The sequence below is a fragment of the Rhodovibrio sodomensis genome (genome assembly GCF_016583645.1).
GTDB classification, from domain to species: domain Bacteria; phylum Pseudomonadota; class Alphaproteobacteria; order Kiloniellales; family Rhodovibrionaceae; genus Rhodovibrio; species Rhodovibrio sodomensis.
The window spans coordinates 42,287-69,106 of the sequence record NZ_NRRL01000021.1 but is presented as its reverse complement, the minus strand read 5'-3'; the positions used below and the strand labels follow the sequence as shown (position 1 = coordinate 69,106).

Genomic DNA, 26,820 nt, shown 5'->3' with positions numbered 1-26,820 from the left:
CCCGGCGGACCGACCACGGCCTGCCCGTGCACAGCTTCCAGAGCCTGCTCGACGACCTGGGCACGCTGTGCCTCAACACCGTCAGCATGCCCAGCAACCCGGCCTACAGCTTCGATCAGCCGACCCACCCCACGCCGCTGCAGGCCAAGGCCTTCGACTTGCTCGGCGTCAGCCCATGATGTAGCCAGAGCGGACTCGCCCGTAGCGCCAATTCTTTGAGCATCATCAGGGAGTTACTGTTCTGGCTAAATACAAAGTTCAGTTTAAACCGGCGCCGGAAAGCCCAGGGGAATTTTCACCTATGATCGATGGCGTTCCTGTTCGCATAGAGGTTGTCAGAAAAATTCGGCCACCGGTCGCGCGCTAGATAGATTTTCTAAAGTGCTCCGATAAGTCTTCAGCCGTGATCGAGTCCGGCCGATATTCGGCTGACAGGCCGTACGTTCTACGCAGTGACCGCGCGTTGACCACCACCCTCAAGCCAAACTCACCGGATCCGCCTTGGCGATCTCGTCGAGCGCCTTGAGCGTGCGCAGGATGCCCGTCACGTCGTCCAGCGGCACCATGTTGGGGCCGTCGGAGGGGGCGTTGGCCGGGTCCTCGTGGGTTTCCATGAACACGCCGGCCACCCCGACAGCCACGGCGGCGCGCGCCAGCACGGGGACGAACTCCCGCTGGCCGCCGCTGGTCGCGCCCTGCCCGCCCGGCTGCTGTACCGAGTGGGTGGCGTCGTAGATCACCGGGCAGCCGGTGCGCGCCGCCATGATCGGCAGGCCGCGCATGTCGGAGACCAGCGTGTTGTAGCCGAACGACACGCCGCGTTCGGTCAGCAGGCACTGCGCGTTGCCGCCTTCCGAGAGCTTGGCGGCGATGTTGTCGGCGTCCCAGGGGGCCATGAACTGGCCCTTCTTGACGTTGACCGGCTTGCCGGTGGCGGCCGCGGCCAGCAGCAGATCGGTCTGCCGGCACAGGAAGGCCGGGATCTGCAGCACGTCCACAACCTCCGTCACCGGGGCGCACTGGCCGGGCTCGTGCACGTCGGTCAGGACCGGCAGGCCGACCTCGCGCTTGACCGCGGCCAGGATCTCCAGGCCGGCCTCTAGGCCAACCCCGCGGTAGCTCTTGGCCGACGAGCGGTTCGCCTTGTCGAACGACGATTTGTAGACGAGGCCTAGGCCCAGCTCCTCGGCGATCCCGCGCAGCCGCTCGGCCGTCTTCAGCGCGTGGTCGCGACCCTGGATCGCGCACGGCCCCATGATCAGCGACAGCGGCCGGTCGTTGGCGAAGGTAACCTCGCCGATCTGGACGCGCCGGGTCTGCGGGTGCGGCTGCGGGCGCGGGTCGGTCATGGCGGATGGCGTTCCGTTCAGGCCAGGCAAGGCCGCTACATCAGGCGCGACTGTTCGACGGCGGCGTGGATGAACGAGGTGAACAGCGGGTGCGGGTCGAACGGCTTCGACTTCAGTTCCGGGTGGAACTGCACACCGACGTACCAGGGGTGCGAGGGCACCTCGACCGTCTCCGGCAGCTCGCCGTCCGGGCTCATGCCGGCGAAGTGCAGGCCGGCCTGTTCCAGCACCTCGCGGTAGTTCACGTTGACCTCGTAGCGGTGGCGGTGACGCTCGCTGATCTCGGTCGTGCCATAGATCTGCGCGATCCGGCTGCCCTTCGCGAGCTGGGCCGGATAGGCACCCAGGCGCATCGTCCCGCCCTTGTCGCTATCGCTGTCGCGCTGCTCCACCGTGTTGCCGCGCGTCCATTCGGTCAGCAGGCCGACCACCGGATCGTCGCATGGGCCGAACTCGGTGGTGCCGGCGCGCTTGATCCCAGCCAGGTTCCGCGCCGCCTCGATCACCGCCATCTGCATGCCGAAGCAGATGCCGAAGTACGGCACCTGCCGCTCGCGCGCGAAGTGGGCAGCCGCCACCTTGCCTTCCGCGCCGCGCTCGCCGAAGCCGCCGGGAACCAGAATGCCGTGCACATCCTCCAGGTAGGCGGGCGCATCCTCGCGCTCGAACAGCTCGGCGTCCAGCCACTTCACCTTGACCCGCACGTTGTTGGCGATCCCGCCGTGAGTCAGCGCCTCGGCCAGCGACTTGTAGCTGTCGAGCAGGCTGGTGTATTTGCCGACCACGCCAATCGTGACTTCGCCGTCGGGGTGTCGGACGCGCTCCATCACCCGGTCCCAGGTCGACAGGTCGGGCGCCGGCGCCTCAATCTGGAAGTGGCGGAACACCTCGTCGTCCAGCCCTTCGGCGTGGTAGCTGCGCGGCACCGCATAGATCGTGTCGACGTCCAGCGCCTGCACCACCGCTTCCTCGCGGATGTTGCAGAACAGCGCCATCTTCCGTCGCGCGTCGCGGTCGATCGGCTGTTCCGCGCGGCAGACGATCATGTCCGGCTGAATGCCGACACCGAGCAATTCCTTCACCGAGTGCTGGGTCGGCTTGGTCTTCAGTTCGCCGGCGCTGGCGATGTAGGGCACCAGCGTCAGGTGCACGAACAGGCTGCGCTGCCGGCCCAGCTCGTTGCCCAGCTGGCGGATCGCCTCCAGGAACGGCAGGCCCTCGATGTCGCCCACCGTGCCGCCGATCTCACAGATCACGAAATCCTCGTCGCCGACGTCGGCGTGGACGAACTCCTTGATCGCGTCGGTGACGTGGGGAATGACCTGCACGGTGGCGCCCAGATAGTCGCCCCGGCGCTCGCGCGAGAGCACCTTCCAGTAGATCTGGCCAGTGGTAACGTTATCGCTGGTGCGCGACGGCACCCCGGTGAAGCGCTCGTAGTGCCCGAGGTCGAGGTCGGTTTCGGCCCCGTCGTCGGTGACGTAGACCTCGCCGTGCTGATACGGGCTCATCGTGCCCGGATCGACGTTCAGGTAGGGGTCGAGCTTGCGCAGCCGGACCTTGTAGCCGCGCGACTGCAGCAGCGCACCCAGCGCGGCCGAACACAGGCCCTTCCCGAGCGACGACACGACGCCGCCGGTGATGAAGATGAAACGCGTCATGAACCAAACACTATGGGCACTCGGCCGGAAGCGGCAAGCACCACTGGGGGCCGCCGCCGGCCCGGCAGATGAAAGCTGGCGCGCCCTGCGCGCAAACGCGCCGCAGACCGCGGTTTCGCCGTGAGAGAAGCGCGCCTACTGCACCGGCACGGACGGCTCACCGCCGCCGTCAGCACCGCTGCCCGTACCGCTATCGCGCGCACCGGCGCCGGAGTCGCCGCTGCCACCGGCGCCCCCGCCGGTTCCCGTCGAGGGCGCGGTCTGCTCGGTTGCCGGCACCTGGTCCAGGATCGACTCGGTGTCGCCGCGGGGGGAGGCGGAGATCGTCAGCAGGACCGATGTGGCCATGAAAGCCGCCGCTAGGATGGCGGTCGTGCGGGTCAGGGCGTTGGCGGTGCCGCGGCCGGTCAGGAAGCCCTGCAGGCCGGCACCGCCGCCGCCACCGCCGCCGCCGCCGAGACCCAGGCCGCCGCCTTCGCTCGGCTGCAGCAGAACCAGGATCACGAGCGCGATCGCGATCAGCAGGTGGATGACGAGGAGAACCGTGGTCATGACGTCCGCGTTCGTGTGGGTCGGGTTCGTGTGGATCGGGCGTGATCGGGCGCGCATGCCCGTAAGCGCGTCTGCCGCCGGCCGCTCAGCCGACGTGACGGCGCACGCGCCGACGCTGTCTGGCGCGCAGGTCTAAAGCTTTCGGCGCCGGTTTTCCAGAGCGGGTTTCGCCTGAGGCTATGCGTTCACGGCACGGCGCGGTCCGGGACGCTTGGCAGCGGGCGCTGCCCGGCGGCGTTCAGCCCGCGGCCTCGCCGATCCGCCAAAAGTCGTCGGGCTTCAGGCTGGCGCCGCCGACCAGCGCGCCGTTGACATCGTCGGTGGCCATCAGGTCGCCCGCGTTGGCCGGCTTGACCGAGCCGCCGTAGAGAATGCGCATCTGCGCGCCCGACATTTCTCCGTACGTTTTCTTCAGCTGCGCGCGCACGTGGGCGTGCGCGGCGCGGACGTCGTCCGCCGTCGCGGTGCGGCCGGTCCCGATCGCCCATACCGGCTCGTAGGCGATCACCAGCTCGCCGTCGCCGGCCGCCGGCAGCGAGCCCTCGAGCTGCCGGGTCAGGACGTCCATCGCCCGGCCCGCGTCGCGCTCTGCCTGCGTTTCGCCGATACACAGGATCGGCGTCATGCCATGAGCGCGCGCGGCTTCCGCCTTCGCCTGCACCAGCTCGTTGGTCTCGCCATGATTCTGCCGACGCTCGGAGTGGCCGACGATGACGTGGCTGCAGCAAAGGTCGCGCAGCATCGCGGGGGCAACGTCGCCGGTGTGCGCGCCGTTTTCAGCATAGTGGCAGTCCTGCGCGCCCAACCTGACCGGACTGCCGGCCAGCTGGTCCGCCACCGCGTGCAGCAGGGTGAACGGCGGGCAGACCAGCCAGTCCACCTCGGGCGCATCGTTGCCGCGGGCGCGCTCGGCGATCGTCTTGGCGAGCGCGGTGCCGTCCTCGCGCAGCCCGTTCATCTTCCAGTTGCCGGCGATCAGCTTGCGCATCGCCCTCTCCCGTTGCTGGCTGTCTTATCCCGGTGCAGAAGCTGCAGATCGGGGACCCGGCGGGTCTGGTAGCACGACTGTGCCGGGCCAGACCAGCACGCCACCGGCCTTGGGTGGCTGACCGGCCGCGAGGTCGACCGGAAGCCGGCCGTGGCGGCGGCGGGATTGCCGGTTGCCCCTATCCGCCCGGATTTCTAAGATGCGCCCGCTTTCGCCCTGACGGTATGCCCCCGGAACCCCCGTGCCGGCCGGTACCGCCGCCTGACCGCCTATCCCACCATCGAGGGTCGCACCCCCCGTCATGCAGACCAGCCTCCGACGCACCTTTACCAAGGCCGTCACGATCGCCCTGTTCAGCCTGCTGATCGCGTCCTTCGCGCTGTGGGGCGTGGGCGACATTTTCCGCGACACCGGCCGCGGCCAGGCCGTGATCCAGGTGGGCGACCAGGAAGTCGGCCAGGCGGAATTCCAGCGCTCGTTCCAGCGCGAGTTCAACCGCGTGCGCCAGCAAATCGGCGGTCAGCTCGACATGCAGACCGCGCGCCAGTTGGGTCTGGTCGACCAGATCGTCCGGCAGACGGTGACCCGGCTGCTGTTCGACCAGAAGGCGCGCGACCTGGGCCTGCTGGTCAGCGACGAGCAGGTGGTCGAGCGGATCCGCCAGCAGGGAGCGTTCCGCACCGCCGGGCAGTTCAACCGCCAGCTGTTCGAGCAGACGCTGCGCCAAAGCGGCCTGTCGGAGGCGCGGTACGTCGAGCTGTTGAAAAGCGCCATCGACCGGCAGCACCTCGCGACCGCCGTGTCAGGGGCGCTGAAGGTGCCGGAGACGATGGTTGAGGCGCTTTACCGCTACCGTAACGAGCGCCGGGTGGCGGACTACCTCGTGGTCCGCAACGACAGCTTCACGATCCCCGCGCCGGATACCGAAACGCTGAAGCAATACCACGAGCAGCACAGCAATCAGTTCATGGCGCCGGAATATCGGTCGCTGACGGTCCTGCACCTCGACCCGCAGCAGCTGACGGACGAGGTCGCGGTGAGCGAGCAGGAGCTGCGCGCGGCGTACGAGAACAACAAGGACCGCTACGGCAGCCCGGAAACGCGCCAACTGCGCCAGATCGTGCTGGACAGCAAGGAGCAGGCCGAGCAGGCCCGCGCCCTGCTGTCCGAGGGCCGCAGCTTCGCCGCCGTGGCGCAGCAGATCACCGGCCACGCGCCCGCCGACCTGGGCGAAATGCGCCGCAACCAGCTGCTCGAGCCGCTGCGCGAAGCCGCGTTCAGCGCCGAGCAGGGGGCGGTCACCGAACCGATCCAGAGCCCACTCGGCTGGCACCTGGTCAAGGTCGACAAGGTCAACGCGGGCAAGACGCCCGACTTCGAGGCGGTTAAGGACGAGCTGCGCGCGGACTTGGCGATGGACAAGGCGGTCGACAGCCTGGTCGAACTCGCCAACACGGTCGACGACCATCTGGCGAGCGGCGCCTCGATCGCCGAGGCGGCCCGGCAGGTCGGCTTCGAGGTGCGCAAGATCGAGCAGATCAGCCGGCAGGGCAATGCGCCGGACGGCGAGCCGGTCGAGGGTATCCCGCAGTCCGGCGACTTCCTGGAGACGGCCTTCGAGACCGAGCAGGGCCAGCGGAGCCTGCTCAAGGAAACCGACGAGGGCGGCTACTACGTGCTGCGCGTCGACGGCGTCACGCCCGAGCAGGTGCGTCCGTTCGAGCAGGTCCGCGACCAGGTCCTGAGCGCCTGGCGCGCCGACCAGCGGGCGCAGCAGGCCCAGAAGACGGCCAAACACATCGCCAGCAAGATTTCCGAGGGCGCCACGCTGGCGCAGTTCGCCGACGACCGCGGCCTGTCGGTGCAGACCACCCAGCCGCTGACCCGCGGCGACAACCGCCAGGCCGGGCCGGTCGGCCGCGCCCTCGCCGGTAAGCTGTTCGGCATCGAGGTCGGCGGCGCGGTCACCGCCGGGGTCCAGAACGGCGTCGCGGTCGCTCAGCTGAAGCAGGTCCAGGCGGCCAACCCGGCGGAGAACCCCGACGCGGTTGCCCAGCTGCGCGACCAGGTTCGCCAGGGGCTGCGTTCCGACGTTCTGGCGGAATTCGCCAACGCCCTGCGCACCCGCTACGACGTCCAGGTGAACCAGCAGCTGCTGAACCAGATCCTGAACCGTTCCTCTTAAGACCGTCCGGGCCCTGCCCGGAGGCCACGGACGCCCGTTTCCATGCAGGTCACCCCCGACTTCGACCGCTTCGCCGCGCTGTACGAGGCCGGCACGCCCCAGGTCTTGTACACCGCGATGGTCGCCGATTTGGAGACGCCGGTTTCGGCCTTCCTCAAGATCGCCGACGGGGAGCGCAACGCCTTCCTGTTCGAGAGCGTGGAGGGCGGCAGCCGGATCGGCCGCTATTCCTTCGTCGCGCTGAAACCGGACATCATCTGGCGATGCCGCGGCGAGCAGGCGGAGATCAACCGGGACGCGCGCGGCGACACCGGCAGCTTCCAGCCGCTCGACGGTCACCCGTTGGAGACGCTGAAGGCGCTGCGCCGGGAATCCTGGATCGACCTGCCGGCGGACGCGCCGCCGATGGCGGCCTCCCTGATCGGCTACATGGGCTACGACGCGATCCGCCTGATGGAGCGCATCCCGGACGAGAATCCGGACGTCCTGGGCGTGCCGGACGCGCTGTTCACCCGGCCCACGGTGACGGCGGTGTTCGACCGGCTGGAGGACCAGGTGACGGTGTTTACCCCGGTCTACCCCGCCCCCGGTCTGGACGCCCGCCACGCCTGGGCGCGCGCGACCGAGCGGCTGGCCGACGTGGTGCGCGACTTCGAACGCTCCCTGCCCTACCGGCGCGAGCGCGTGTCGGTCGAAGAGGAGCTGGGCGAGCCGACCTCGAACATGAGCCGGGACCGGTTCTATCAGATGGTCGAGGCCGGCAAGCAATACATCGCCGCCGGCGACGTCTTCCAGGTGGTGCTCTCGCAGCGCTTCTCGGTGCCGTTCCGCCTACCGCCGTTCGCGCTCTACCGCGCGCTGCGCCGGCTCAACCCGTCGCCGTTCCTGTTCTACGCGAACCTGGACGACTGCGCGGTCGTCGGCTCCAGCCCGGAGATCCTGGTGCGTCTGCGCGGCGACACGGTGACGATCCGCCCGCTCGCCGGCTCGCGCAAGCGCGGGGCGACGCCGGCGGAAGACAAGGCGCTGGCCGAGGACCTGCTGTCCGACCCCAAGGAGCTGGCCGAGCACCTGATGCTGCTCGACCTGGGCCGCAACGATGTCGGCCGGGTGGCCCGGATCGGCACGGTGACGGTGACCGAGAAGATGGTGGTCGAGAACTACAGCCACATCATGCACATCGTCTCCAACGTGGAAGGTCAGATCGATCCGCGCTACGACGCCATGGACGCGCTGCAGGCCGGCTTCCCGGCGGGTACCGTGTCGGGCGCGCCCAAGGTACGGGCGATGGAGATCATCGACGAGTTGGAGCCGGAGCGCCGGGGCATCTACGCCGGGGCGGTCGGCTATTTCGGCGCCGGCGGCGCGATGGACACGTGCATCTGTCTGCGCACCGCGATCGTCCAGAACGGCACGATGTACGTCCAGGCCGGCGGCGGCGTGGTCGCCGACAGCGACCCCGAGGGCGAGTACCAGGAAAGCTGCAACAAGGCCCGCGCCCTGATCCGCGCGGCCCAGGAGGCGATCCGCTTCGCCGCCGGGCGGTAGGCTGTTGCGTCTGCTGGGGCGCCAGTGAAGCTATCCCCCTCCTCCCAGTGGCGGAGAGGGGATAGTTTTAGGGATTGGTGGAAGCCTCATACCGCCAGCAGTGCGGCCGCCACCCGGCGTTCTTCCATCATGAGGACGTTGAAGGTGCGCGCGGCTGCACCGGTATCCATCGGCTCGATCACCACGCCGGCCTCGCGCACCGGGTCGCGCAGGGCGCTGGTCACCAACTGCATGCGCTGCCCGCAGCCGAGGAGCAGCACGCCGATGTCGGCCTCCGGGTCGGTGACCGCCTGCAGGCTCTCCGGCGTCACCTCCTCGAAGCTGCCGACCGGCCAGGCCACGACCCGGTCGGCGAACACCAGGACCGAGCCCGCGTAGCTTTGACCGGAGATCGTGAAACGGCCGTCGCCGTAGCTCTGCACGATCTGCTTGCCCTGCGGCAGGTCAGGCGTGACGTCCATGGCGCGTTTCCCTCGGGGCGTGCTTGCGGTTCTACACCTGCCCGGACAGATGGCGCGCGGGCGGGGCCGGGTCTAGGGCAAGAGGCTGAAAGGTGGAACCACCTTTCAGCTGACCCTTGCTCTCTATTCAAGCAGTTAGAGCAAGATTGACGATGAAGATCGACCCGATCTTCATCGATTCTGCTCTAGTTGCCGCCCTGCCCGCTGACGCGTGCCGCGGCTTCCTTGTCGGTCTCTTGGGTCACCGTCACGGTCGATGGCTTGACCCCGAACAGCATCAATAGCGGCGTGCCAAAGCCGACCGAGGAATATGTACCCACGGCCACGCCGAAGATCAGCGCCCAGGTAAACGAGCGGATCACCGTCCCGCCGAAGATCGCCAGCGCGAACAGCGCGATCAGCGTGGTGCCGGAGGTGAGCAGCGTGCGCGTCAAGGTCGAGTTCAGCGAGAGATTGATCAGCTCCGGCATCGCCTTGCGCTTGTACTTGCGCAGGATTTCGCGCACCCGGTCGAAGATCACCACGGTGTCGTTGATCGAATAGCCGGCGATCGTCAGCACGGCGGCCACCGTGCCCAGGTTGAATTCCAACTGCGTGACCGCGAAGAAGCCCAAGGTCAGCACGAGATCGTGCACCAGCGCCGAGAGTCCGGCGGCGGCGAACTGCCACTCGAACCGGAACCAGATGTACAGCGCCATCGCGAGCAGGGCCAGGCCCGTGGCCATCATGCCCGCCTGCTTCAACTCCTCGCCGACGGCGGGTCCGACGAACTCGACCCTGCGCCATTGGGCCACCCGCGCGTCGAGCGCGTTCCGGATCCTCTCGATCGCCGCCTGCTGCGCTTGGGCGCCGCCTTCTTGCTCCTGCACCTGCAAGCGCACGACGTTGGGCTCGCCGAAGCGCTGAATGGTCACGTCGCCCAGGCCGAGGTCGTTCATCTCGCTCCGGATCGCCTGAACGTCCGCCGTCTCGGCCTTGGTCTGGATCTCCATCACGATGCCACCACGGAAATCGACGCCAAGGTTGAGCCCCAGCACGCCGACCGCGATGATCGACAACACCATCAGCACGGTCGAGACGCCGAGGGTGATTCTGCGCTTACCGGCGAAGTCGAATCGCGGTTCGATCGGGAAGCGCTTCACGAGGGCCATGGTCGTATCTGCTCCTTAAAACGCGCCGCCGCGGGCGTCAGATCGGCAATGTCTGCGGCCGGCGGCTGCGCAGCCACGTCGCCACCATCAGGCGGGTCACCATGATCGCCGTGAACATCGACGTGACCAGCCCGATCGCCAGCGTCACCGCGAAGCCCTTAATCGGACCGGAGCCGAAGTAGTACAGGATCAAGGCCGCAATCAGCGTGGTGATGTTGGCGTCGAAAATGGTCACCAGCGCGCGCCGGTAGCCGGCGTCGACGGCCGCGATCATGCCCTTGAAGTTCCGCTCCTCCTCGCGGATGCGCTCGAATACCAGCACGTTCGCGTCGACCGCCATGCCCAGCGTCAGCACGATGCCGGCGATGCCGGGCAAGGTCAGGGTCGCCTGTAGCCCGGAGAGCGCGCCCACGATCAAGATCAGATTGCCGAGCAGGGCCACGTTCGCGAGGACGCCGAACAGCCCGTAGATCACCGCCATGAAGGCGATCACCGCGATCAGGGCGAACACGGACGCCATGGCCCCGGCGCGGATCGAATCGGCGCCCAGGCCCGGGCCGACGGTGCGCTCCTCGACGATCGTCAGCGGCGCCGGCAGCGCGCCGGCGCGCAGCAGCAGCGCGAGGTCGTTGGCCTGCTGTACCGTGAAGTCGCCGGAGATCACGCCCTGGCCGCCCAGGATCGGCTCCCGGATCACCGGGGCGGAGATTACCTTGCCGTCGAGCACGATCGCGAACGGCCGGCCGACGTTCTCCTGCGTCGCCTCGGCAAAGCGCTTGGCCCCGACGGTGTCGAAGCTGAAGGAGACGACCGGTTGGCCCTGCTGGAAGGTCGGCTGCGCGTCGGTCAGGTTCTCACCGGACACCATGATGCGTTTCTCGACCACGTACCGGCGTACCGGCTGGCCGTTCGGACCCGTGTCGTCGTCGGGCAGCACCTCTGTCCCCGGGGGCGGGTTGGCCGGGTTGGTGCCCTGCTCCACCATGCGGAAGGTCAGGCGCGCGGTTCTCCCCAGGATATCCTTCATCCGCTCCGGGTTGTTGATGCCCGGCAGCTGGACGACGATCCGGTGGTCGCCCTGGCGTTGGATCGTGGGCTCGCGCACGCCGGTCTCGTTGATCCGGCGGCGGACGATCTCGATCGACTGGGTGACGGCGTTGCGCACGCGCTCGCTGGTGGCGGCTTCGGTGTAGTCGACCGTGACCTGGCCGCCGTCGCCGAACTCGACCGTGACGTCCTGGCCCAGCTCCTGGACGATGCTCTCGACCTGCTCGCGGCTGGCTTGCGGGTTGGTCAGGGTGAAGGTCACCGCCTCGCCGTCGCTGATCCCCAGGTTGCGATAACCGATCCGCTCGCTGCGCAGGTTCTCGCGCAGCGTCTCGACCAGATTGTTCAGCTGGTCCTGGATGACGGCGTCGGTCTGCACCTCGAGCAGCAGGTAGCTGCCGCCCTGCAGGTCCAGGCCCAGGTTGATCTGCTGGTTGGGCAGCCAGTCCGGCAGGCTGCGCGCGCGCTGCTCGCTCAACAGGTTCGGGGCGGCGAACGCCAGCCCCGCGAGCAGCACCACGAAAATCAGCACTCTCTGCCAGATCGGGATCTGAAGCATCGGGTCGGTTCTCTAGGTTCCGTTGGGGACCGGCGGGCCCGGTCCCGGAAGGGCGGCTGCGGGTGCCGCGGGCCCGTCCCGCGCCGACGCCGTGTTCAAAGGCGTTCGCGCGTGCGCCGTCGACCGGACCGCATTTCCGAACATCGGCGCGCGGGCCCGGCGCAGGCGCGCGTCTGTTGGACGCGCGCGGCCGGCACCCGGATCGCTAGCTCTTCTTCTGATTGCCGCCGGAGGTGGAGGACTTGTTCTGCCCGCTACCTGACGAAGACGCCTTGCTTTGACCGCCGCCCGACGACGACTTGCCGGAGCTGGAGGAAGACGCCCCGCCCTTGGTCGTGCCGGAACTCTTGTCGCCGCTGTCGGACGACGTGGTGCTGGCCTGGTTCGACGCCTGGTTGCCGGTCAAGCCGCCGCCCAGCAGCTTACCCAGCATGCCCTTGACGCCGCCCTGCTCGTTCGCGGGCTGCTGATTCTGGGCGCTTTCGCCCTGCGCGGGCTCGGTCTTGGAGAGCACTTCCTGGACGTTGTTCCGGACCATGCGTACGCGCACGTCCTCGGCGATCTCGACCTGGATTTCGTTCTCGTTCACCACCTTGTTGACCTGGCCGATCAGGCCGCCGCTGGTGACGATCCGGTCGCCGCGGCGCAGGTTGGCGACCATGTTGCGGTGGTCCTTCATGCGCTTCTGCTGGGGGCGGATCAGCAGGAAGTAAAACACCACGAAGATGAGAATGATCGGTAGCAGCTGGACGAGGAGGCCCCCGCCGTCGCCACCGGCGGCCTGCGCGTGGGCCGGACTGATGAGCATGGAATCTCCCTCTCGAGGACGCGAATTCGCGCGGACTATAACGGCCAAGCGACGGAATGCAATGAGCGTCCCACCCGCGCAAATTGACGCTCCGCGAGGCCCCGGCTAGCGTCCGCGCGCCAGCCGCTAGCCCGCGCTGGACCACCTGCCGGCTCCCCAGCCGCCGGCCCCACCCAGACGAGTGACCCGCCATGCCGAACGACGCCGATCCGAAGCTGCACCTGTTGACCCGTATCGCCGACGCGCTGGAACGGATGAGCCCGCCGCCCGCCGGCCGGCTGGAGCCGACCGGCGCCGACGCCTTCGTCTGGCAGGCCGAACGGGAGGCCCTGCAGCCGGTGGCGAAGGTCAACCGGGTCGCGCTCGACCTGTTGCGCGGGGTCGACCGGCAGGCGGACCAGCTCTACGCCAACACGGAACGGTTTGCCCGCGGCCTGCCGGCCAACAACGCGCTGCTATGGGGGGCCCGGGGCATGGGTAAGTCCTCGCTGGTCAAGGCCGTGCATGCGGCCGTGAACCAGGCGATCGACGGCAGCCCCCTGGCGCTGATCGAGATCCACCGCGAGGAGATCCCGACCCTGCCCCGGCTCCTGCACGGCCTCGCCGGATCTGACCGGCGCTGCCTGCTGTTCTGCGACGACCTGTCGTTCGACCTGCAGGACAGCAGTTACAAGTCGCTCAAGGCGGTGCTCGAAGGCGGCGTCGAAGGCCGGCCGGACAACGTGCTGTTCTATGCGACGTCGAACCGTCGGCACCTGATGCCGCGCGACATGATCGAGAACGAGCGCTCCAGCGCGATCAACCCGTCGGAAGCGGTCGAGGAAAAGGTCTCGCTGTCCGACCGGTTCGGCCTGTGGCTCGGCTTCCACAACTGCGACCAGGACACCTACCTCGCGATGGTCGAAGGCTACGCCGAGCGCTACGGCCTGGAAATCGACCGCGCGACCCTGCACGCCGAGGCCAAGGAATGGGCGACCACCCGCGGCGCCCGCTCCGGCCGCGTCGCCTGGCAATACATCCAGGACCTGGCGGGCCGGATGGGCCAGCGGCTGGATTGACGCCGATCCCAACCTTGTCGGTAGTGAGCTCGGCGTTGAAGCGGGCCCCTCTGCCTTGAGGGGAGAGGGAATCGGCGGCTGCCAGACAGACTCTGGGACATCCCTACCGCGCCGCCTGCTGGCTGCCCAGGAGCTGGGCCGGGTTCTTGGCCTTGGAGCCCTTGCGGACCTCGAAGTGCAGCTGGGGTTCCGAGACCGAACCGGTGGCGCCGACCCGGGCGACCAGCTGGCCGCGACGTACCTGTTCGCCGTAGCCGACCAGGATCTCCTGGGTGTGGGCGTAGGCGGTGACCCAGCCGTCGGCGTGCTTGATCAACAACAGGTTGCCGAAGCCGCGCAGCTCGTTCCCGACGTAGGCGACCACACCGTTTTCCGCCGCCTTGACCGGCGTGCCGGCGGGCGCGGCGATGTTGATGCCGTCGTTGTGCAGACCGCCGTCCAGCGGGCCGAAGCTGGACAGCACCTTGCCGCGCACGGGCCACAGGAACCGCGCCTCCGCACGCGGCGGCGGCTGCGGGATGCTTTTCGGCTGCGGCGCCGCGGCGGCTTGCGTGCTGGCCTGACGCTCGGGCGCGCTGGTCTGCGTGCGCGCCGCGGTCTGGGTCCGGCCCGCGGTGTCGGCCTTACGGGCCGGCGGCTGCGGTGGGGTTGGCGTGCCCGCGGGGGCATCCGGCAGCCGTGCGATCGCCTGCGCCTGTTCGGCGTCCTGCGCGTCCCGCCGCGGCGCCCGTTCGGCCTGCTGCGTCGTACCATCGGACGCCGGCGCGCCCTGCTGTGACGGCTCGGCGGTGCCGCGCTCGGACGCGCTCGCATCATCGCCGGCAGCGGTGCGGGTCGGTGCGGCGTCGCGGCCGGTGCCGGGGATCACCAGCACCTGCCCCGGCGTGATCCTATAGGGCGGCTGGATATCGTTCAGCCGGGTCAGCTCGCTCATGTCGACGCCGTAGGCGCGCGAGATGCCGTAGACCGTGTCGCCGCGCTCCACCACGTGGCGGCGCGGCACTGGAATCCGCAGTTCCTGGCCGACGTAGAGCGTGTACGGCGGCTCCAGGTCGTTGGCGTCGATGATCGCGCGGATCGGCACCTGATAGCGCCGGGCAAGGCCATAGACGCTGTCGCCTTTGTCCACCGTGTGGATGCCGGCACGCCCGGTGCGCGCCCAGTTGACGCGGGCCTGCGACGGGCCAGCCTGCGCGTTCCGGCGCTCGGCCTGACTGGCCGGCTGGCTGCCAGTGTCGCGGCTGGACTGCGTCGCGCGGCCGCCCGAGCCGTCGTTGCCGCCCCGGCTCTCGCTGCCGGTCGACTGGCTTTGCGCGGGCCCGCCGCTGCCATAGACCACCGGTGCCGGCGGGCCGGAGCGCGCGCACGCGCTGAGTGCAAGCGCGACGGCCGCGGCCAGGATCAGCGGACGGGCTGGACGAAACCGGCGCATCGCCGCCGCGCCTCCCGGCGCATCCGTGGTGTCGATCGGTCTTCTCCTGACAGTCATCCGCGCCGCGATCCACCCGCCGCGCGCGATTGGTCCTGCGGCAGGCCCGCCACCAGCGGCACGAAACGCACTTCGCCCAGATCTTCCTCGTGGACGCCGCCGGCGTCGTCGCGGCTGATCCGCATCAGCCGCTGCACCCGGCTTTCCGCGCCGACCGGGCAGACCATGATGCCGCCGGGCCCCAGCTGGTCGATCAGCCGGTCCGGCAGACTGGTCGCCGCGGCGGTCACGATGATCCGCTGGAACGGCGCCTGCTCGCGCCAGCCCTGCCAGCCGTCGCCGACCCGGGTGGTGACGTTGTGCACCCGCAGATCGGACAGCCGCCGCTCTGCCGTCTGCAGCAACTCCCGGTAGCGTTCGATCGAATAGACCCGCCGGCACAGCCTGGCCAACACGGCCGTCTGGTAGCCGGAGCCGGTGCCGATCTCGAGCACCTTCATCCGTCGGTCGGCCTTCAGCGCCTGGGTCATCTTGGCGACGACCTGCGGCTGGCTCAGCGTCTGGCCCTGGCCGATCGGCAGGGTGATGTTCTCGTAGGCGCGGTCCTGGAACGCCTCGGGCACGAACCCCTCGCGCGGGATCCGCTCGATGGCGGACAGGACGGCGGTGTCGATCACACCCGTCTGCCGCAACTGCATGACCAGTCGGATCTTGCGCGCCGCCAGGCTCACGTCGGTGCCTACCCCGCTCGGCGTGGTTCAGTCGAACGCCCCGCTGAGCGAGGCCATCAGATCGCGCGCGGTCAAGTCGAGGTGCAGCGGCGTCACCGACACGTACCCCTCGGCGATCGCCGCCAGGTCGGTATCGTCCGAAAGCGCCTCGTCGCGCATGTAGTCGCCGATCCAGACGTACGGCCGGCCGCCCGGGTCCTTGCCCTCGACGATCTCGGTCTGGACGTCGCGCCGGCCCTGCCGGACCACGCGCACGCCCCGGACCTGATCCGGCTCGACGTCGGGGAAATTGACGTTGACCAGCGTGTCCTGCCCGAAGCCGACGGCGCAGATCTGCCGGATCACGCGGGCCGCGTGCGCCCGCGGCGTCTGCCAGCGGAAGTCGTGGTCGCCGCGCCGGTTGAGCGACAGCGCGATCGACGGCAGGCCCAGCAGCGCCGCCTCCATCGCGGCCGCCACCGTGCCCGAGTAGGTCACGTCTTCCGCCAGGTTGGAGCCGAGGTTGATGCCCGACAGCACCAGATCCGGCTTGCGGTCGGCCAGCACCTTGGCGGTCGCGACCACCACGCTGTCGGTCGGCGTGCCGTCGACCGAATGGCGCCGCGGCTCCAGCTGGCGCAGGCGCAATGGGCGGCGGACGGTGAGCGAGTGACTGGTGGCGGACTGCTCGGTCTCCGGCGCGACCGTCCAGACGTCGTCGGAGAGCGTCCGCGCGATCTCCTCCAGGACACGGATGCCGGGGGCGTGCACGCCGTCGTCGTTGGTGATCAGGATCCGCGCACCGGCGAGGTCGAGCGGCTTGAGTCCGGTCATGCCGGAGTCCCGCCGGCCAGGATCGTCTCCCGACCGCCCATGTAGGGCCGCAACGCTTCGGGGATGCGCACGCTACCGTCGGGCTGCTGGTGGTTCTCCAGGACCGCGATCAGCGCCCGCCCGACGGCGATGCCGGACCCGTTCAGGGTGTGCACGAAGCGCGTTCCCTTGCCCTCCGCCGGGCGGTAGCGCGCCTTCATCCGCCGGGCCTGGTAGTCGCCGGTGTTGGAGCAGCTGGAGATCTCCCGGTACAGCCCCTGTCCCGGCAGCCAAACCTCCAGGTCGTAGGTCTTGCGCGCCGCCGCGCCGGTGTCGCCGCTGCACAGCGTGACCACGCGGTAGGGCAGCTCCAGCTTCTGCAGCACCGCCTCCGCGCAGCCGACCATGCGCTCCAGTTCGTCCCAGCTGGTGTCCGGGTGCGCGATCGAGACCATCTCGCACTTCTCGAACTGGTGCTGGCGCAGCATGCCGCGGGTGTCCTTGCCGGCGGCTCCGGCCTCCGCGCGGAAGCACAGCGTGAGCGCGGTGTAGCGGATCGGCAGGTCGCCCTCGGCGACGATCTCGTCGGCCATCAGGTTGGTCAGCGGCACCTCCGCCGTGGGCGACAGCCAGAAGCCGTTGGTGGTGCGGAACAGGTCGTCGCCGAACTTCGGCAGCTGGCCGGTGCCGTAGAGCGCGTCGTCGCGCAGCAGGACCGGCGGATTGACTTCCTGATAGCCGTGCGCGTTCGACTGCAGGTCGACCATGAACTGCCCCAGCGCGCGGTGCAGCCGGGCGACCTCGCCCTTCATCACCACGAACCGGCTGCCCGACAGCTTGGCGGCCAGCTCGAAGTCCATCTCGCCGGTCGCCTCGCCCAGCTCGAAGTGCTGCTTGGCGGGATCGGGCGTGTGCGGCGTGCCCCAGCTGCGCACCAGGACGTTGTCGCCGTCGTCTTCCCCGTCCGGCACGTCGTCGGCAAGGGCGTTGGGCAGGCCGGCCAGCAGGTCGTCCAGCTCGCCCTGCAGCTGCTGCTCGCGTGCCTCGACCTCGCCCATCCGGCGCTTCAGGTCGGCGACCTCCTGCTTCGCCCGCCCGGCGGCGTCCTGCTCGCCGGCCTTCATCTGCTGGCCGATTTCCTTGGACGCCTCGTTCCGGCGGGTCTGCATCTCCTGCAGGTCCTGGTGCAGGCGCCGGCGCTCCCGGTCGAGCTCCAGCAGGCGCGGCGACTGCGGCGCCAGCCCGCGGCGCGCCATCGCGGCGTCGAACGTGTCGGGCTGTTCGCGGATCCACTTAAGGTCGTGCATGGCGTCTTTCGTTCACGATTCGCCGTTCGGGACGCGCCGCCTGCCAACTCAGTCGCCGCGGCCCCGTCAAATAACCGCAGGCGTTATAAGGCCTGGGTGGTTACCCGTCCATGACCGCGCCGGCACAAGGGGCGCGACCGGAGTCGCCGGCCCCGGCGGCCCGGTCGATCGGGCCGCCGGGGCGCGCGGCGCTACTCGTCGTTGACCTCGCGGTCGACCTCGGCCTCGGCCTCGGCGCGCTTGCGCTCGGTCATCCGGGCCATCCAGATCGAGACCTCGTAGAGGATGATGATCGGCACCGCGAGCGAGATCTGGCTGAGCGGGTCCGGCGGGGTAAAGATCGCCGCGACGACGAACACGCCGACGATGGCGTACTTGCGCTTGCGCCGCATGCCCTCGCTGGTCGCCAGGCCGACGCGCGCCATCAGCGTCATCACCACCGGCAGCTGGAAGCACAGGCCGAACGCGAAGATCAGCTTCATCACCAGGCCGAGGTACTCGTTGACCTTGGCTTCCAGCTGAATCGGCAGGTTGCCGCCGGCGCCCGAGGTCTCGAACGACAAGAAGAACTCCCAGGCCAGCGGGAAGATCGCCCAGTAAACCAGCGCGCCGCCCATGAAGAACAGGATCGGCGAGGCCACCAGGAACGGCGCCAGCGCCTTCTTCTCGTGCCGGTACAGGCCGGGCGCCAGGAACAGCCAGAACTGGGTCAGGAAGATCGGACAGGTGATGAAGGCGCCGAAGAAGAAGGCCACCTTGATGTAGGTGAAGAAGACCTCGGTGAGGTCGGTGAAGATCATCCGCCGGTAGCCCTGCTCGAGCCCGCGGCGCTGCAGCAGGTCGGCCAGCGGATCGACCAGGAAGTTGAACAGCGCCTCGGCGAAGAAGAAGCAGATCAGGAAACCGACGATGAGCGCGCCGATACTCCACAGCATGCGGTTGCGCAGCTCGATGAGGTGATCGAGCAGCGGCATCTTGCGGTCGTCGTAGGTGTCCTCGCTCACGCCCGAATGCGCCCTTCTAACCTTGGTCGCCGCAGCCTAACGCGCCCGCCTCGCCGGCTGGCGGCGCGCTTGGTCGGCGCGTCGCTGCCGGCGCACGTGCCGACCTAGCTCGAAGCCGGGCTGTCGGCTTTCTTGTTGCCGCCGGATTTGGTGCCGCCAGACTTGGTCCCCGTCGACTTGGACCCTGTCGACTTGGACCCTGTCGACTTGGCGCCGCCCGACTTGCTGTCCGAGGATTTCGTGCCCGTCGATTTGCCGCCCTGCGCCTTCGTGCCGGTCGACCTGGCACGGGTGGATTGGCCGCCGCTCTTGGCGCCCGTGCTCTTGGCGCCCGCCGCGCTTTTCGATCCCGAAGACTTCGTGCTTCCGGTGGCGCCCGTCGCGGTGCCGGCGCTCTTGGTCTTGGTGCCGCCGGAGCTCTTCGTCCCGGAAGTCTTCGCGCCGGACGATTTGGTCCCGGACGTCTTCGTGCCGGAGCCGGCGGCGCTCCCGCCCGACGACGTCGCGCTCGCGGACCTGTTGGACGCCGCCTTATCCGACGCGCCGCCGCCTGTGCCGCCGTCGTCGGTCTCGGCGTCGTGTGCCCGGGTTTCCCGATCGAACTCGGCCGCGGTTTCGCGGACCGAGCCGTCGGGATCGACTTCGCGCTCGATCTCGTCCTTCGGATTGTAGGTGCACGCCTTCTCGACCGTCTTGCGGGCCTCGTCCAGCTCGGTCTCGTGCATCATATCGTCGAGGCTGGACTGGAAGTCGCGCGCCATCATCCGCGCCTTGCGCGTGTACTGGCCGATCGTGCGCATCACGGTCGGCAGGTCTTTCGGTCCGATCACGATGAGCGCCAGAAGAGCGATCATCGCCATTTCGGACCAGCCGATGTCAAACATGGCGGGGCCTGTTCGCGCGGGCGGAAACTAGGGTAGGCGAGCGCGGCCCGCGCCCCGGGGCGATCCGGTTGGCGCGGGCCGCAACAACGTCGGGGTCAGGAACGCTGGCGCACGCGGCGGCTCAGCCGTTGGCCGCCTTGCGGTCCTTGTCCTGGCTCTGCGTGTCGGCGTCGGTGCTGGCCTGGGCCGTACTGGACTGGGCCGTACTGGACTGGGCCGTGGTCGCCTCGCCCTCGATCTTCTTCGGCTCGGCCTCGGCCTCGTCGGCCTCGGCCTTCTTGTCGTCGTCCTTCAGACCCTTTTTGAAGGCGTTGATCCCGCTGCCCATGTCCTTCATCAGCTTGGGGATCTTGCCGCCGCCGCCAAACAGGATCAGCACGACGGCCAGGACGATGAGCCAGTGCCAGATACTAAACGTTCCCATACCGGGATCTCCTTGAGAGAGAAGGTCGTCGTTCGCCAGTTTTTCAGGCGCCCGAGCGGACTATTGCAGAAAGCCTGGGGGGCCGCAACGGCGCGACCCGCCGGCCGATCCGGTCGGGGGTCCGGTGCCCGACTATGTAACGTGATCCGCCGGAAAAACAAAGGTTTGGCTGCGATCGAGCTGAACGTCCAGCAGGTCGTTCTCCGCCGGGAGATAGCGTCCGGGGATTCGCGCGTGCAGCTGGATGCCGTCCTGGGCATCGGCGGCCGGGGCGGTCACTTCCGTGCCGTTTGCCGGCAGGTCCAGATGCAGCATCGACGACCGGCCGAGCAGGCGCGCGGCGCGCACCCGGGCGGGGCGCTGACCGGGCGCGCGGTCCTCCGGCGCGGCACAGGGCTGGACGTGCAGCGCCTCCGGGCGGATCAGCACCTCGACCGCCTGTCCTTCGGCAAGGTGCGCCGCGTCCAGCCGGCCGAACGGGGTCTGCACCTGGCCGCCCGTCACGCTCCCCGGCAGGCGGTTGATATCGCCGAAAAAGCTGGCGACGAACTTGTCGACCGGCTTGGCGTAGAGGTCCGCCGGCGGACCCACCTGGACGATTCGCCCATCGCGCATCAACGCCACCCGGTCGGCCATGAACATCGCCTCCTCGGGATCGTGGGTGACCATCAGCGTGGCCGCCCCGGCGCTCTTGAGGACGTTCAGCGTCTCGTCGCGAATGGTGTGACGCAGCGTCACGTCCAGGCCGGAGAACGGTTCGTCCAGCAGCATGACCTTCGGGTTCGGCGCCAGCGCGCGCGCCAGCGCCACGCGCTGCTGCTGCCCGCCGGAGAGCATGTGCGGATGCGCGTCCGCCATCGCCGCCATGCCGACCTGCCCCAGCATGGCCCGGGCGCGCGCCTCGCGGTTCTTCTTCGACCAGCCGCGCAAGCCAAAGCCGACGTTGCCCTTCACGTCCAGGTGCGGAAACAGCGCGTAATCCTGGAACACCAGGCCCACGCTGCGGTCTTCGGGAGGAACGTCGTGCTTCTGGTCGCCGACCGGCTCGCCGTCGATCAGCACGCGGCCCTGCTGCAGACGCTCCAGGCCGGCCGCGACGCGCAGCGCGGTGGTCTTGCCGCAGCCGCTGGGGCCCAGCAGGCAGACCAGCTCGCCGCGGCTCACGGCCAGCGTCACATCGTCGACAGCGCGAAGCTGACCGAAGTCGTGGCTGACGTGCTCGAGTTTCAGGACTTCCATGAAGCGGCCGGTATTCCGGACGAAAAGAAGGGGTGAGCGGCCGCGCCGTCAGCTCCAGCCTGGCGGCCGTCCGCCCCGACTACCTATGCCAGGCGGGCTAGCGGTTCAAGCGGACGCGGGACGCGCCCGGCCACGCGGGACGCGCAGACCGGGGGTCAGCGGGGTTCGGTGCCGCCGTCGCCGGCCTCGCCCGGCTCGACCAGATCTTCGCCGAAGTCGGGATCCAGCCGCTCCTCGGACCCTTCGGACCCGTCGCCGTCGTCTTCCGGATCGTCCTGCTCGGCCGCCTCGCCCAGCAGGCCGCGGGCGGACAGCGAGGCCATCGCCGGGCGCTGGTCGATCAGCCCGGACGCCTTGAGCTCCTCGAGCCCCGGCAGGTCCTTGATCTCGCTCAGCCCGAAGTGGTCCAGGAAGCTCTGCGTGGTGCACCAGGTGACCGGCCGACCCGGTGTCTGCCGGCGGCCGCGCGGGCGGATGAACTCCGCCTCCAGCAGGGTGTCCAGCGTCCCCTTGTTCAGGCTGACCCCGCGGATCTCCTCGATCTCGCCGCGGGTGACCGGCTGGTGATAGGCGACGATCGCCAGCGTCTCCACGGCCGCGCGCGACAGCTTGCGGGTGACCTCGCGGTCGATCCGCAACTGGCCCGCCAGATCTTCCGCCGTTCGGAAGGCATACGCGCCGCCGATCCGGCGCAGCTGAACGCCGCGGTTGGCGTACAGCTGCTGCAGTTCGCTGAGCAGGTCGCCGACGTCAGCGTCCGCGGGCAGATGGCGCGACAGTTCGCCTGGGGTCTTGGGCTCCGCCGCGGCGAACAGAACGGCTTCCAACAGGCGCAGCCGCTCGAAACGGGAGTCGCTCATGCCGGCCGGCCCCCGTCGCCGCCGCCGTGGTTGCCCCCAACGCCCTCGTCGTCGTCGCCGCCCCCGTCGCCACCGCCGTCATCGCCGTCGCCATCCGCAGGTCCGACCTCGCCGGCTTCCTGGTCCGCGTCCTCCGGCGCGCGCGGGCGCAGGAAGATCGGGCCGAAAGTCTCGTCCTGGCGCAGGTCGACCTTGCCGTCGCGAACCATCTCCAGGCTGGCGGCGAAGGTTGCGGCGAACGCGCTGCGCCGGCGCAAACCGCTGTCCATGCCGGGCGGCAGGAACGCCGCCAGCGTGCTCCAGGTCGGCGCGACGCCCAGCAGGCGCTTCAGCCGGCCCAGCGCATCCTCGACCGAGTAGAGGTCGTGCGGATCGACGCGCAGGCTTTCGGGTTCGTGATGCACCTTCTGCCGGGCGTACGCCTGCAGCAGTTCGTACAGCGAGCATTGGTAGCTCGGCCGGTCGACGACCGGGATCTCCATCGGCTCGCCGCGGGCGAACACCTCCTGCCCCAGGCGCGGGCGCGCCATCAGCTTCTTGCCGGCATCCTGCATCGCCTGCAGGCGCTGCAGCTGGAAGCGCAGGGCGGCGGCCATCTCCGCGCCCGAGGGCTCCTCCTCCTGGCTCTCCTGCTCGGGCAGCAGCAGGCGCGATTTCAGGTAGGCGAGCCAGGCCGCCATCACGAGGTAGTCGGCCGCCAGTTCGAGGCGCAAACGGCGCGCCGCGCGCACGAACGCGAGGTACTGCTCGGCGAGCGACAGGATGGACAGCTGGGTGATGTCGACCTTCTGGTCGCGCGCCAGCTGCAGCAGCACGTCGATCGGCCCCTCGAAGCCGCCCAGGTCAACGACCAGCCGCTCCGGGTTGCCGTCGGCGTCGCGGCGTGGCGGATCTTCCTCGAACGGAACGACGTTGCTCACCGGCTGCCAGGCTCCAGAACCAACAGGGTGTGTGGCTACGCGCCCGCCAGCAGGGCGTCAAGCTGTCGCCGGGCCGCCTCGGCGTCGAGCGGCCGGGCCCAGGCGCGGCGCGCCCGCTCGCCCATCTGCACCCGGCGCATGGTCTCGCCGTCCAGCGCGCCGGTACCGGCCATCACGGCGGCCATCTCTTCGCGCGCGCCGTTGCAGTGCAGCACGAGATCGCAACCGGCCGCGAGCGACCCGGCGGCGCGCTCGGCGAACCCGCCGGAAAGCGCCTGCATCGACAGGTCGTCGGAGATCAGAACGCCGTCGAAGCCGATCTCGTCCCGGATCGTCTCGCCGATCACCGAGGGCGACAGGGTGGCCGGCCGGTCGGGATCAATCGCCGTGTAGATCACGTGCGCGGTCATCGCCCAGTACGCCCCGACCAGCTCGGCGAACGGCCGGAAGTCGCTGGCACGCAGGGTCGCAAGGTCGGCGGCCACGCGCGGCAGTTCGTGGTGGCTGTCGACCAGCGCGCGGCCGTGGCCCGGGACGTGCTTGATGGTCGGCAGCACGCCGCCGGTCAGCAGGCCGTCGACCACCGCCTTGCCGAGCGCGGCGATCAGGCCGGGGTCGGCGCCGAACGACCGGTCGCCGATCACCTCGCTCGCCCCAGGCACCCGAATGTCCAGGCAGGGGACGCAATCCACCGTGATGCCGAGCTCGCCGAGCTCGTGGGCCAGCAGACGGGCGTTCAACTGCGCGGCTTCGCGCGCCGCGTCCAGGTCGCGCTCGGCCAGCTCGGCAAAGCGTCCGGGGGCCGGCGCGTGGCGCCAGGTCGGCGGCTTCAGCCGCTGCACCCGGCCGCCTTCCTGGTCGATCAGCACCGGGGCGTCGGCCCGGCCGACCGAATCGCGCAGCTGGTCGACCAGCGCGCGGACCTGCTCGGGATTTTCGCAATTGCGCGCGAACAGGATGAAGCCGAGCGGATCCTGCTCGGCGAAGAAGCGCCGCTCGTCGCGGGTCAGCTGCGGGCCGGCACAGCCCAGGATCGCGCGCCGCGGCATCCAGCTAGCGGGTCACCGGCAGGCAGGCTTGGTCCTCGGCCTGCAACCGGTTGCACAGGCTCTGCGCCGCCGACCGGTCGGCGAACGGGCCGGTCCGCACGCGCCAGAACATCTGCCCGTTGACTTCCGCGTTCTGCAGCAGAAGTTGCTGCCCGCCCAAGATGTCGGGGAACCGCTGCTGGTAGGACGACCAGGCCTGGCGCGCGGCCTGCTCGCTGGTAAACGCGGCGAGCTGCACGGCGAACCGGCCCTCCGCCGGGGCGCGATCCGGCTGGCCCGTCGCCTCGGCCCCGCTCTGCGCCGGATCGGCCGCGGCCGTCTCCGTCTGGCTGCTCTGCGACCCGCTCGCGCCGTCGCCGCCCGGCTTGCGCTCGGGCGTGCGGGTCGCCCCGTCGGCTGATTGGGCGTCGCCGTCGGACTCTGGGGGCGTGCCGCCGGTCCCGGCTTCGGGCATGCTCTGGTCAGGCACGGTCGTCTCCGGCAAGTCGGCGACTTGCCGACCGTCGCCGCCGTCGGCGGGCGGGGTGCCCTCGCCCTGCTGCGGATCCGCGGGCTGCGCCGGCTGGCTCTGCGCTGGCGGGCGCGGCTCCTCCGGCGGCGGCAGCAGGCGTTCGACCTGGCCGCCGTTGCCCTCGCCGTCCTGGTTCAGCAGCAGCTTGTCCTGGTGCGGCACGTCCATGCCGCCGGGATCCTTGGGCTCGACCTTCTCGGGCCCCTCCGGCGCGGCGACCACCGGCACGTCGCCGGTCGCGGCCGAGCGGCTGCCCCAGGTGTAGGCGTACCAGACCACGCCCAGGAACAGCACCACCGCCAGCAGCGCGACGCCGCCCTGCACCAGCCGCCGGGCGAGCAGGCGGGGCCCGTCGTCGTAGTCGTCGTAGGGATCGTCGTCGTAATAATCGCTGGCGGAGCGCTGCTCGTGCACCGGCCCAAGGTCGTCCTCCGCGTCCCAGTCGTCGCGGCCGCGCGCGTCGCGGCCATCGTCGCTGGCGCGGGGCCGACGGGGGTCGGTCGGGCCTCGGTCGGACGGCATCTAGCGCAACTCCTCCAGCGGATCCACGCCCATGATCTCCAGACCCGACGCGATCGTCTGCTGCGTCCCGCGCACCAGCGCCAGACGCGCGCGCGTCAGCTCTGGGTCGTCGGGCTGCAGGAAGCGCAGGGCGGCGTCGTCCTTGCCCTTGGTCCACAGCCCGTGGAACGCCGCCGCCACGTCGTGCAGGTAGAACGCCAGGCGGTGCGGTTCGTACGCCTCCGCCGCGCCTTCCACCGTGCGCGGCCAACCGGCTAGGTATTTGATAAGCCCGATTTCCTCGGAGTCGGTCAAGCGCGACAGCCGTGCCTGCGCGAGCGCGGTCCCGTCGAGCGCGATCTCCGGCATCTCGGCTTCCGCGTGGCGCAGCACCGAGTGGCAGCGCGCGTGGGCGTACTGCACGTAGAACACCGGATTGTCCTTGGACTGTTCGACCACCTTCTCCAGGTCGAACTCCAGCTGCGCGTCGTTCTTGCGGGTCAGCATGATGAACCGCACGACGTCCTTGCCGACCTCGTCGACCACCTCGCGCAGGGTGACGAAATTGCCGGAGCGCTTGGACATCTTCACGGGCTCGCCCGCGCGCAGCAGCTTGACCAGCTGGCACAGCGCGACGTGCAGATGCCCTTCGCCGTCGGTCAGCGCCTTCACGGCCGCCTGCATGCGCTTGACGTAGCCGCCGTGGTCGGCGCCCCACACGTTGATCATCCGGGCGTAGCCGCGCCGATACTTGGCCAGGTGGTTGGCCATGTCGGCGGCGAAGTAGGTCCAGGAACCGTCGTGCTTGCGGATCGGCCGGTCGACGTCGTCGCCGAACGCGCTCGCCTTGAACAGCGTCTGCGGGCGCTCTTCCCAATCCTCCGGCTTCTTGCCCTTGGGCGGCTCGAGCACGCCGGTGTAGATCAGTCCGCGCGCTTCCAGGTAGCCCAGCACTTCCTCGACCGCGCCGGCCTGGGTCAGTTCGCGTTCGCTCGTGAATACGTCGTGCTGGACGCCCATCGCGGCCAGATCTTCGCGCACCAGCGCCATCAGCTGGTCGATCGCGAACCGGCGCACCTCCGGCAGCCACGCGCTTTCGTCGACCGCCTGCCACTTGGCGCCGTCGCGCTCGGCCAGCGCCCGGCCGACATCCTTCAGGTAGTCGCCCGGATAGAGGCCCTCGGGAATCTGGCCGATCTGCTCGCCCAACGCCTCGCGGTAGCGCAGGTGGGCGGACCGGGCGAGCGTATCGACCTGCCCGCCGGCGTCGTTGACGTAATACTCGCGGCAGACGTCATAGCCGACCTTGGACAGCAAGCCCGCCAGCGCGTCGCCGACGACTGCGCCGCGGGCGTGCCCGACGGTGAGCGGTCCGGTCGGGTTGGCGGAGACGTACTCGATGTTGACGGGCGTGCCCTGCCCCAGGTCGCTCGCGCCCCAGTCGCGGCCGGCTTGCAGCAGCCGGGCCAGCAGTTCCGCCCAGAAGGGGGTGGCGAGGCGCATGTTGACGAAGCCGGGCCCGGCAACCTCGCATGCCGTAATCTCGTCGAGCGCGCGCAGCCGCTCGGCCAGCGGCTCGGCGATCTCGCGCGGCTTCATCCCGGCCGGCTTGGCCAGCACCATCGCGGCGTTGGTCGCGATGTCGCCGTGGGCGGGATCGCGCGGCGGCTCCACCTTGACGTTGGCCAGCTCCAGGCCGCCCGGCAGCGTGCCGGCGTCCTGTAGGGCCGCGAGCTCCCGGACGATGCGGTCGCGGAAGGCGGTATAGAAGTTCATCGGATCTCGCGTACCCAGCGTCTCGA

The 26,820-nt window shown here is 69.6% G+C and carries 25 protein-coding genes; 4 read left to right on the top strand and 21 right to left on the bottom strand.

Annotated features, from left to right (window positions below):
* Positions 1-476: 476 nt before the first annotated feature.
* From kdsA to secG, 3 genes are all read right to left on the bottom strand, one after another.
* Positions 477-1,349 (bottom strand): 3-deoxy-8-phosphooctulonate synthase, encoded by an 873-nt coding sequence (gene kdsA, locus CKO28_RS10220; protein ID WP_200340671.1) that lies wholly within the window; start codon positions 1,347-1,349, stop codon positions 477-479.
* Between the two features lie 35 nt (positions 1,350-1,384).
* A complete protein-coding gene (gene pyrG / locus CKO28_RS10215; RefSeq protein ID WP_200340670.1) occupies positions 1,385-3,010 on the bottom strand; it encodes a CTP synthase in 1,626 nt (541 codons plus the stop codon).
* 135 nt (positions 3,011-3,145) lie between these two features.
* Positions 3,146-3,562: a preprotein translocase subunit SecG gene (gene secG / locus CKO28_RS10210; RefSeq protein ID WP_200340669.1), complete on the bottom strand. Its 417-nt coding sequence runs from the start codon at positions 3,560-3,562 to the stop codon at positions 3,146-3,148.
* On the opposite strand from secG, the gene CKO28_RS28060 reads away from it, so the two are divergent.
* Positions 3,561-3,698: a hypothetical protein gene (locus CKO28_RS28060; RefSeq protein ID WP_207168791.1), complete on the top strand. Its 138-nt coding sequence runs from the start codon at positions 3,561-3,563 to the stop codon at positions 3,696-3,698. The genes secG and CKO28_RS28060 overlap by 2 nt on opposite strands.
* A gap of 102 nt (positions 3,699-3,800) precedes the next feature.
* Here the strand turns inward: CKO28_RS28060 and tpiA are convergent, their stop codons facing one another.
* Positions 3,801-4,550, bottom strand: coding sequence for a triose-phosphate isomerase (tpiA, locus tag CKO28_RS10205; RefSeq protein WP_200340668.1), 750 nt, complete (start codon positions 4,548-4,550; stop codon positions 3,801-3,803).
* A 301-nt stretch (positions 4,551-4,851) separates the two neighbouring features.
* Between tpiA and CKO28_RS10200 the strand changes: the two genes are divergently transcribed.
* Together CKO28_RS10200 and trpE are read left to right on the top strand one after the other, a co-directional pair.
* A complete protein-coding gene (locus CKO28_RS10200; protein ID WP_200340667.1) occupies positions 4,852-6,735 on the top strand; it encodes a peptidyl-prolyl cis-trans isomerase in 1,884 nt (627 codons plus the stop codon).
* A gap of 42 nt (positions 6,736-6,777) precedes the next feature.
* The gene (gene trpE, locus CKO28_RS10195) at positions 6,778-8,283 is read left to right on the top strand and encodes an anthranilate synthase component I (RefSeq protein ID WP_200340666.1); all 1,506 of its coding nucleotides are present in this window, start codon (positions 6,778-6,780) and stop codon (positions 8,281-8,283) included.
* A gap of 86 nt (positions 8,284-8,369) precedes the next feature.
* On the opposite strand, the gene CKO28_RS10190 is transcribed toward trpE, so the two are convergent.
* The 4 genes from CKO28_RS10190 to yajC all read right to left on the bottom strand — a co-directional run bounded on the left by CKO28_RS10190 (position 8,370) and on the right by yajC (position 12,309).
* A complete protein-coding gene (locus tag CKO28_RS10190; RefSeq protein ID WP_200340665.1) occupies positions 8,370-8,744 on the bottom strand; it encodes an Mth938-like domain-containing protein in 375 nt (124 codons plus the stop codon).
* A 185-nt stretch (positions 8,745-8,929) separates the two neighbouring features.
* Positions 8,930-9,895 (bottom strand): protein translocase subunit SecF, encoded by a 966-nt coding sequence (gene secF, locus CKO28_RS10185; RefSeq protein ID WP_200340664.1) that lies wholly within the window; start codon positions 9,893-9,895, stop codon positions 8,930-8,932.
* A gap of 37 nt (positions 9,896-9,932) precedes the next feature.
* Positions 9,933-11,501, bottom strand: a complete 1,569-nt coding sequence (gene secD / locus CKO28_RS10180) for a protein translocase subunit SecD (protein WP_200340663.1) — start codon at positions 11,499-11,501, stop codon at positions 9,933-9,935.
* Between the two features lie 205 nt (positions 11,502-11,706).
* The gene (gene yajC, locus CKO28_RS29120; protein ID WP_200340662.1) at positions 11,707-12,309 is read right to left on the bottom strand and encodes a preprotein translocase subunit YajC; all 603 of its coding nucleotides are present in this window, start codon (positions 12,307-12,309) and stop codon (positions 11,707-11,709) included.
* A 191-nt stretch (positions 12,310-12,500) separates the two neighbouring features.
* On the opposite strand from yajC, the gene CKO28_RS10170 reads away from it, so the two are divergent.
* Entirely contained in the window at positions 12,501-13,367 is an 867-nt protein-coding gene (locus CKO28_RS10170; protein WP_200340661.1) for an ATP-binding protein, read from the top strand.
* A gap of 103 nt (positions 13,368-13,470) precedes the next feature.
* Here CKO28_RS10170 and CKO28_RS10165 read toward each other — a convergent pair whose 3' ends face one another.
* The 13 genes from CKO28_RS10165 to argS all read right to left on the bottom strand — a co-directional run bounded on the left by CKO28_RS10165 (position 13,471) and on the right by argS (position 26,794).
* The gene (locus CKO28_RS10165; protein ID WP_200340660.1) at positions 13,471-14,799 is read right to left on the bottom strand and encodes a LysM peptidoglycan-binding domain-containing M23 family metallopeptidase; all 1,329 of its coding nucleotides are present in this window, start codon (positions 14,797-14,799) and stop codon (positions 13,471-13,473) included.
* Between the two features lie 53 nt (positions 14,800-14,852).
* The gene (locus CKO28_RS10160) at positions 14,853-15,527 is read right to left on the bottom strand and encodes a protein-L-isoaspartate(D-aspartate) O-methyltransferase (protein WP_200340659.1); all 675 of its coding nucleotides are present in this window, start codon (positions 15,525-15,527) and stop codon (positions 14,853-14,855) included.
* A 27-nt stretch (positions 15,528-15,554) separates the two neighbouring features.
* On the bottom strand, positions 15,555-16,340 hold the full coding sequence (gene surE, locus CKO28_RS10155; RefSeq protein ID WP_200340658.1) for a 5'/3'-nucleotidase SurE: 786 nt from the start codon (positions 16,338-16,340) through the stop codon (positions 15,555-15,557).
* Positions 16,337-17,626 (bottom strand): serine--tRNA ligase, encoded by a 1,290-nt coding sequence (serS, locus tag CKO28_RS10150; RefSeq protein ID WP_200340657.1) that lies wholly within the window; start codon positions 17,624-17,626, stop codon positions 16,337-16,339. The genes surE and serS overlap by 4 nt, the downstream gene beginning before the upstream one ends.
* A gap of 191 nt (positions 17,627-17,817) precedes the next feature.
* Complete coding sequence (tatC, locus tag CKO28_RS10145; RefSeq protein ID WP_437127623.1) at positions 17,818-18,630, bottom strand: twin-arginine translocase subunit TatC; 813 nt, start codon at positions 18,628-18,630, stop codon at positions 17,818-17,820.
* Between the two features lie 104 nt (positions 18,631-18,734).
* Complete coding sequence (gene tatB / locus CKO28_RS10140) at positions 18,735-19,514, bottom strand: Sec-independent protein translocase protein TatB (RefSeq protein ID WP_200340656.1); 780 nt, start codon at positions 19,512-19,514, stop codon at positions 18,735-18,737.
* 121 nt (positions 19,515-19,635) lie between these two features.
* Entirely contained in the window at positions 19,636-19,938 is a 303-nt protein-coding gene (locus CKO28_RS10135) for a twin-arginine translocase TatA/TatE family subunit (RefSeq protein WP_200340655.1), read from the bottom strand.
* Positions 19,939-20,070: 132 nt separating this feature from the next.
* Positions 20,071-21,177, bottom strand: a complete 1,107-nt coding sequence (locus CKO28_RS10130; protein ID WP_200340654.1) for an ABC transporter ATP-binding protein — start codon at positions 21,175-21,177, stop codon at positions 20,071-20,073.
* A gap of 155 nt (positions 21,178-21,332) precedes the next feature.
* On the bottom strand, positions 21,333-22,037 hold the full coding sequence (gene scpB, locus CKO28_RS10125; protein ID WP_200340653.1) for an SMC-Scp complex subunit ScpB: 705 nt from the start codon (positions 22,035-22,037) through the stop codon (positions 21,333-21,335).
* Entirely contained in the window at positions 22,034-22,957 is a 924-nt protein-coding gene (locus tag CKO28_RS10120; RefSeq protein WP_200340652.1) for a segregation/condensation protein A, read from the bottom strand. Before CKO28_RS10120 ends, scpB begins: the two co-directional genes overlap by 4 nt.
* 35 nt (positions 22,958-22,992) lie before the next feature.
* Entirely contained in the window at positions 22,993-24,006 is a 1,014-nt protein-coding gene (gene nagZ / locus CKO28_RS10115; protein WP_200340651.1) for a beta-N-acetylhexosaminidase, read from the bottom strand.
* A 4-nt stretch (positions 24,007-24,010) separates the two neighbouring features.
* Positions 24,011-25,039: an SPOR domain-containing protein gene (locus CKO28_RS10110; protein WP_200340650.1), complete on the bottom strand. Its 1,029-nt coding sequence runs from the start codon at positions 25,037-25,039 to the stop codon at positions 24,011-24,013.
* Positions 25,040-26,794 (bottom strand): arginine--tRNA ligase, encoded by a 1,755-nt coding sequence (gene argS, locus CKO28_RS10105; protein ID WP_200340649.1) that lies wholly within the window; start codon positions 26,792-26,794, stop codon positions 25,040-25,042.
* Between the last annotated feature and the right edge of the window lie 26 nt (positions 26,795-26,820).

What these genes read in the sequence shown, in the direction of transcription:
- CKO28_RS10200 (WP_200340667.1), top strand. Translation starts at nt 4,852, where the DNA reads ATGCAGACCAGCCTCCGACGCACCTTTACCAAGGCCGTCACGATCGCC.
- tpiA (WP_200340668.1), bottom strand. Translation starts at nt 4,550, where the DNA reads ATGCGCAAGCTGATCGCCGGCAACTGGAAGATGAACGGGCTGCGCGAG.
- trpE (WP_200340666.1), top strand. Translation starts at nt 6,778, where the DNA reads ATGCAGGTCACCCCCGACTTCGACCGCTTCGCCGCGCTGTACGAGGCC.
- secF (WP_200340664.1), bottom strand. Translation starts at nt 9,895, where the DNA reads ATGGCCCTCGTGAAGCGCTTCCCGATCGAACCGCGATTCGACTTCGCC.
- CKO28_RS10110 (WP_200340650.1), bottom strand. Translation starts at nt 25,039, where the DNA reads ATGCCGTCCGACCGAGGCCCGACCGACCCCCGTCGGCCCCGCGCCAGC.
- secD (WP_200340663.1), bottom strand. Translation starts at nt 11,501, where the DNA reads ATGCTTCAGATCCCGATCTGGCAGAGAGTGCTGATTTTCGTGGTGCTG.
- CKO28_RS10190 (WP_200340665.1), bottom strand. Translation starts at nt 8,744, where the DNA reads ATGGACGTCACGCCTGACCTGCCGCAGGGCAAGCAGATCGTGCAGAGC.
- CKO28_RS10165 (WP_200340660.1), bottom strand. Translation starts at nt 14,799, where the DNA reads ATGCGCCGGTTTCGTCCAGCCCGTCCGCTGATCCTGGCCGCGGCCGTC.
- pyrG (WP_200340670.1), bottom strand. Translation starts at nt 3,010, where the DNA reads ATGACGCGTTTCATCTTCATCACCGGCGGCGTCGTGTCGTCGCTCGGG.
- surE (WP_200340658.1), bottom strand. Translation starts at nt 16,340, where the DNA reads ATGACCGGACTCAAGCCGCTCGACCTCGCCGGTGCGCGGATCCTGATC.
- serS (WP_200340657.1), bottom strand. Translation starts at nt 17,626, where the DNA reads ATGCACGACCTTAAGTGGATCCGCGAACAGCCCGACACGTTCGACGCC.
- CKO28_RS10170 (WP_200340661.1), top strand. Translation starts at nt 12,501, where the DNA reads ATGCCGAACGACGCCGATCCGAAGCTGCACCTGTTGACCCGTATCGCC.
- secG (WP_200340669.1), bottom strand. Translation starts at nt 3,562, where the DNA reads ATGACCACGGTTCTCCTCGTCATCCACCTGCTGATCGCGATCGCGCTC.
- CKO28_RS28060 (WP_207168791.1), top strand. Translation starts at nt 3,561, where the DNA reads ATGACGTCCGCGTTCGTGTGGGTCGGGTTCGTGTGGATCGGGCGTGAT.
- nagZ (WP_200340651.1), bottom strand. Translation starts at nt 24,006, where the DNA reads ATGCCGCGGCGCGCGATCCTGGGCTGTGCCGGCCCGCAGCTGACCCGC.
- tatB (WP_200340656.1), bottom strand. Translation starts at nt 19,514, where the DNA reads ATGTTTGACATCGGCTGGTCCGAAATGGCGATGATCGCTCTTCTGGCG.
- scpB (WP_200340653.1), bottom strand. Translation starts at nt 22,037, where the DNA reads ATGAGCGACTCCCGTTTCGAGCGGCTGCGCCTGTTGGAAGCCGTTCTG.
- CKO28_RS10135 (WP_200340655.1), bottom strand. Translation starts at nt 19,938, where the DNA reads ATGGGAACGTTTAGTATCTGGCACTGGCTCATCGTCCTGGCCGTCGTG.
- yajC (WP_200340662.1), bottom strand. Translation starts at nt 12,309, where the DNA reads ATGCTCATCAGTCCGGCCCACGCGCAGGCCGCCGGTGGCGACGGCGGG.
- kdsA (WP_200340671.1), bottom strand. Translation starts at nt 1,349, where the DNA reads ATGACCGACCCGCGCCCGCAGCCGCACCCGCAGACCCGGCGCGTCCAG.
- CKO28_RS10130 (WP_200340654.1), bottom strand. Translation starts at nt 21,177, where the DNA reads ATGGAAGTCCTGAAACTCGAGCACGTCAGCCACGACTTCGGTCAGCTT.
- argS (WP_200340649.1), bottom strand. Translation starts at nt 26,794, where the DNA reads ATGAACTTCTATACCGCCTTCCGCGACCGCATCGTCCGGGAGCTCGCG.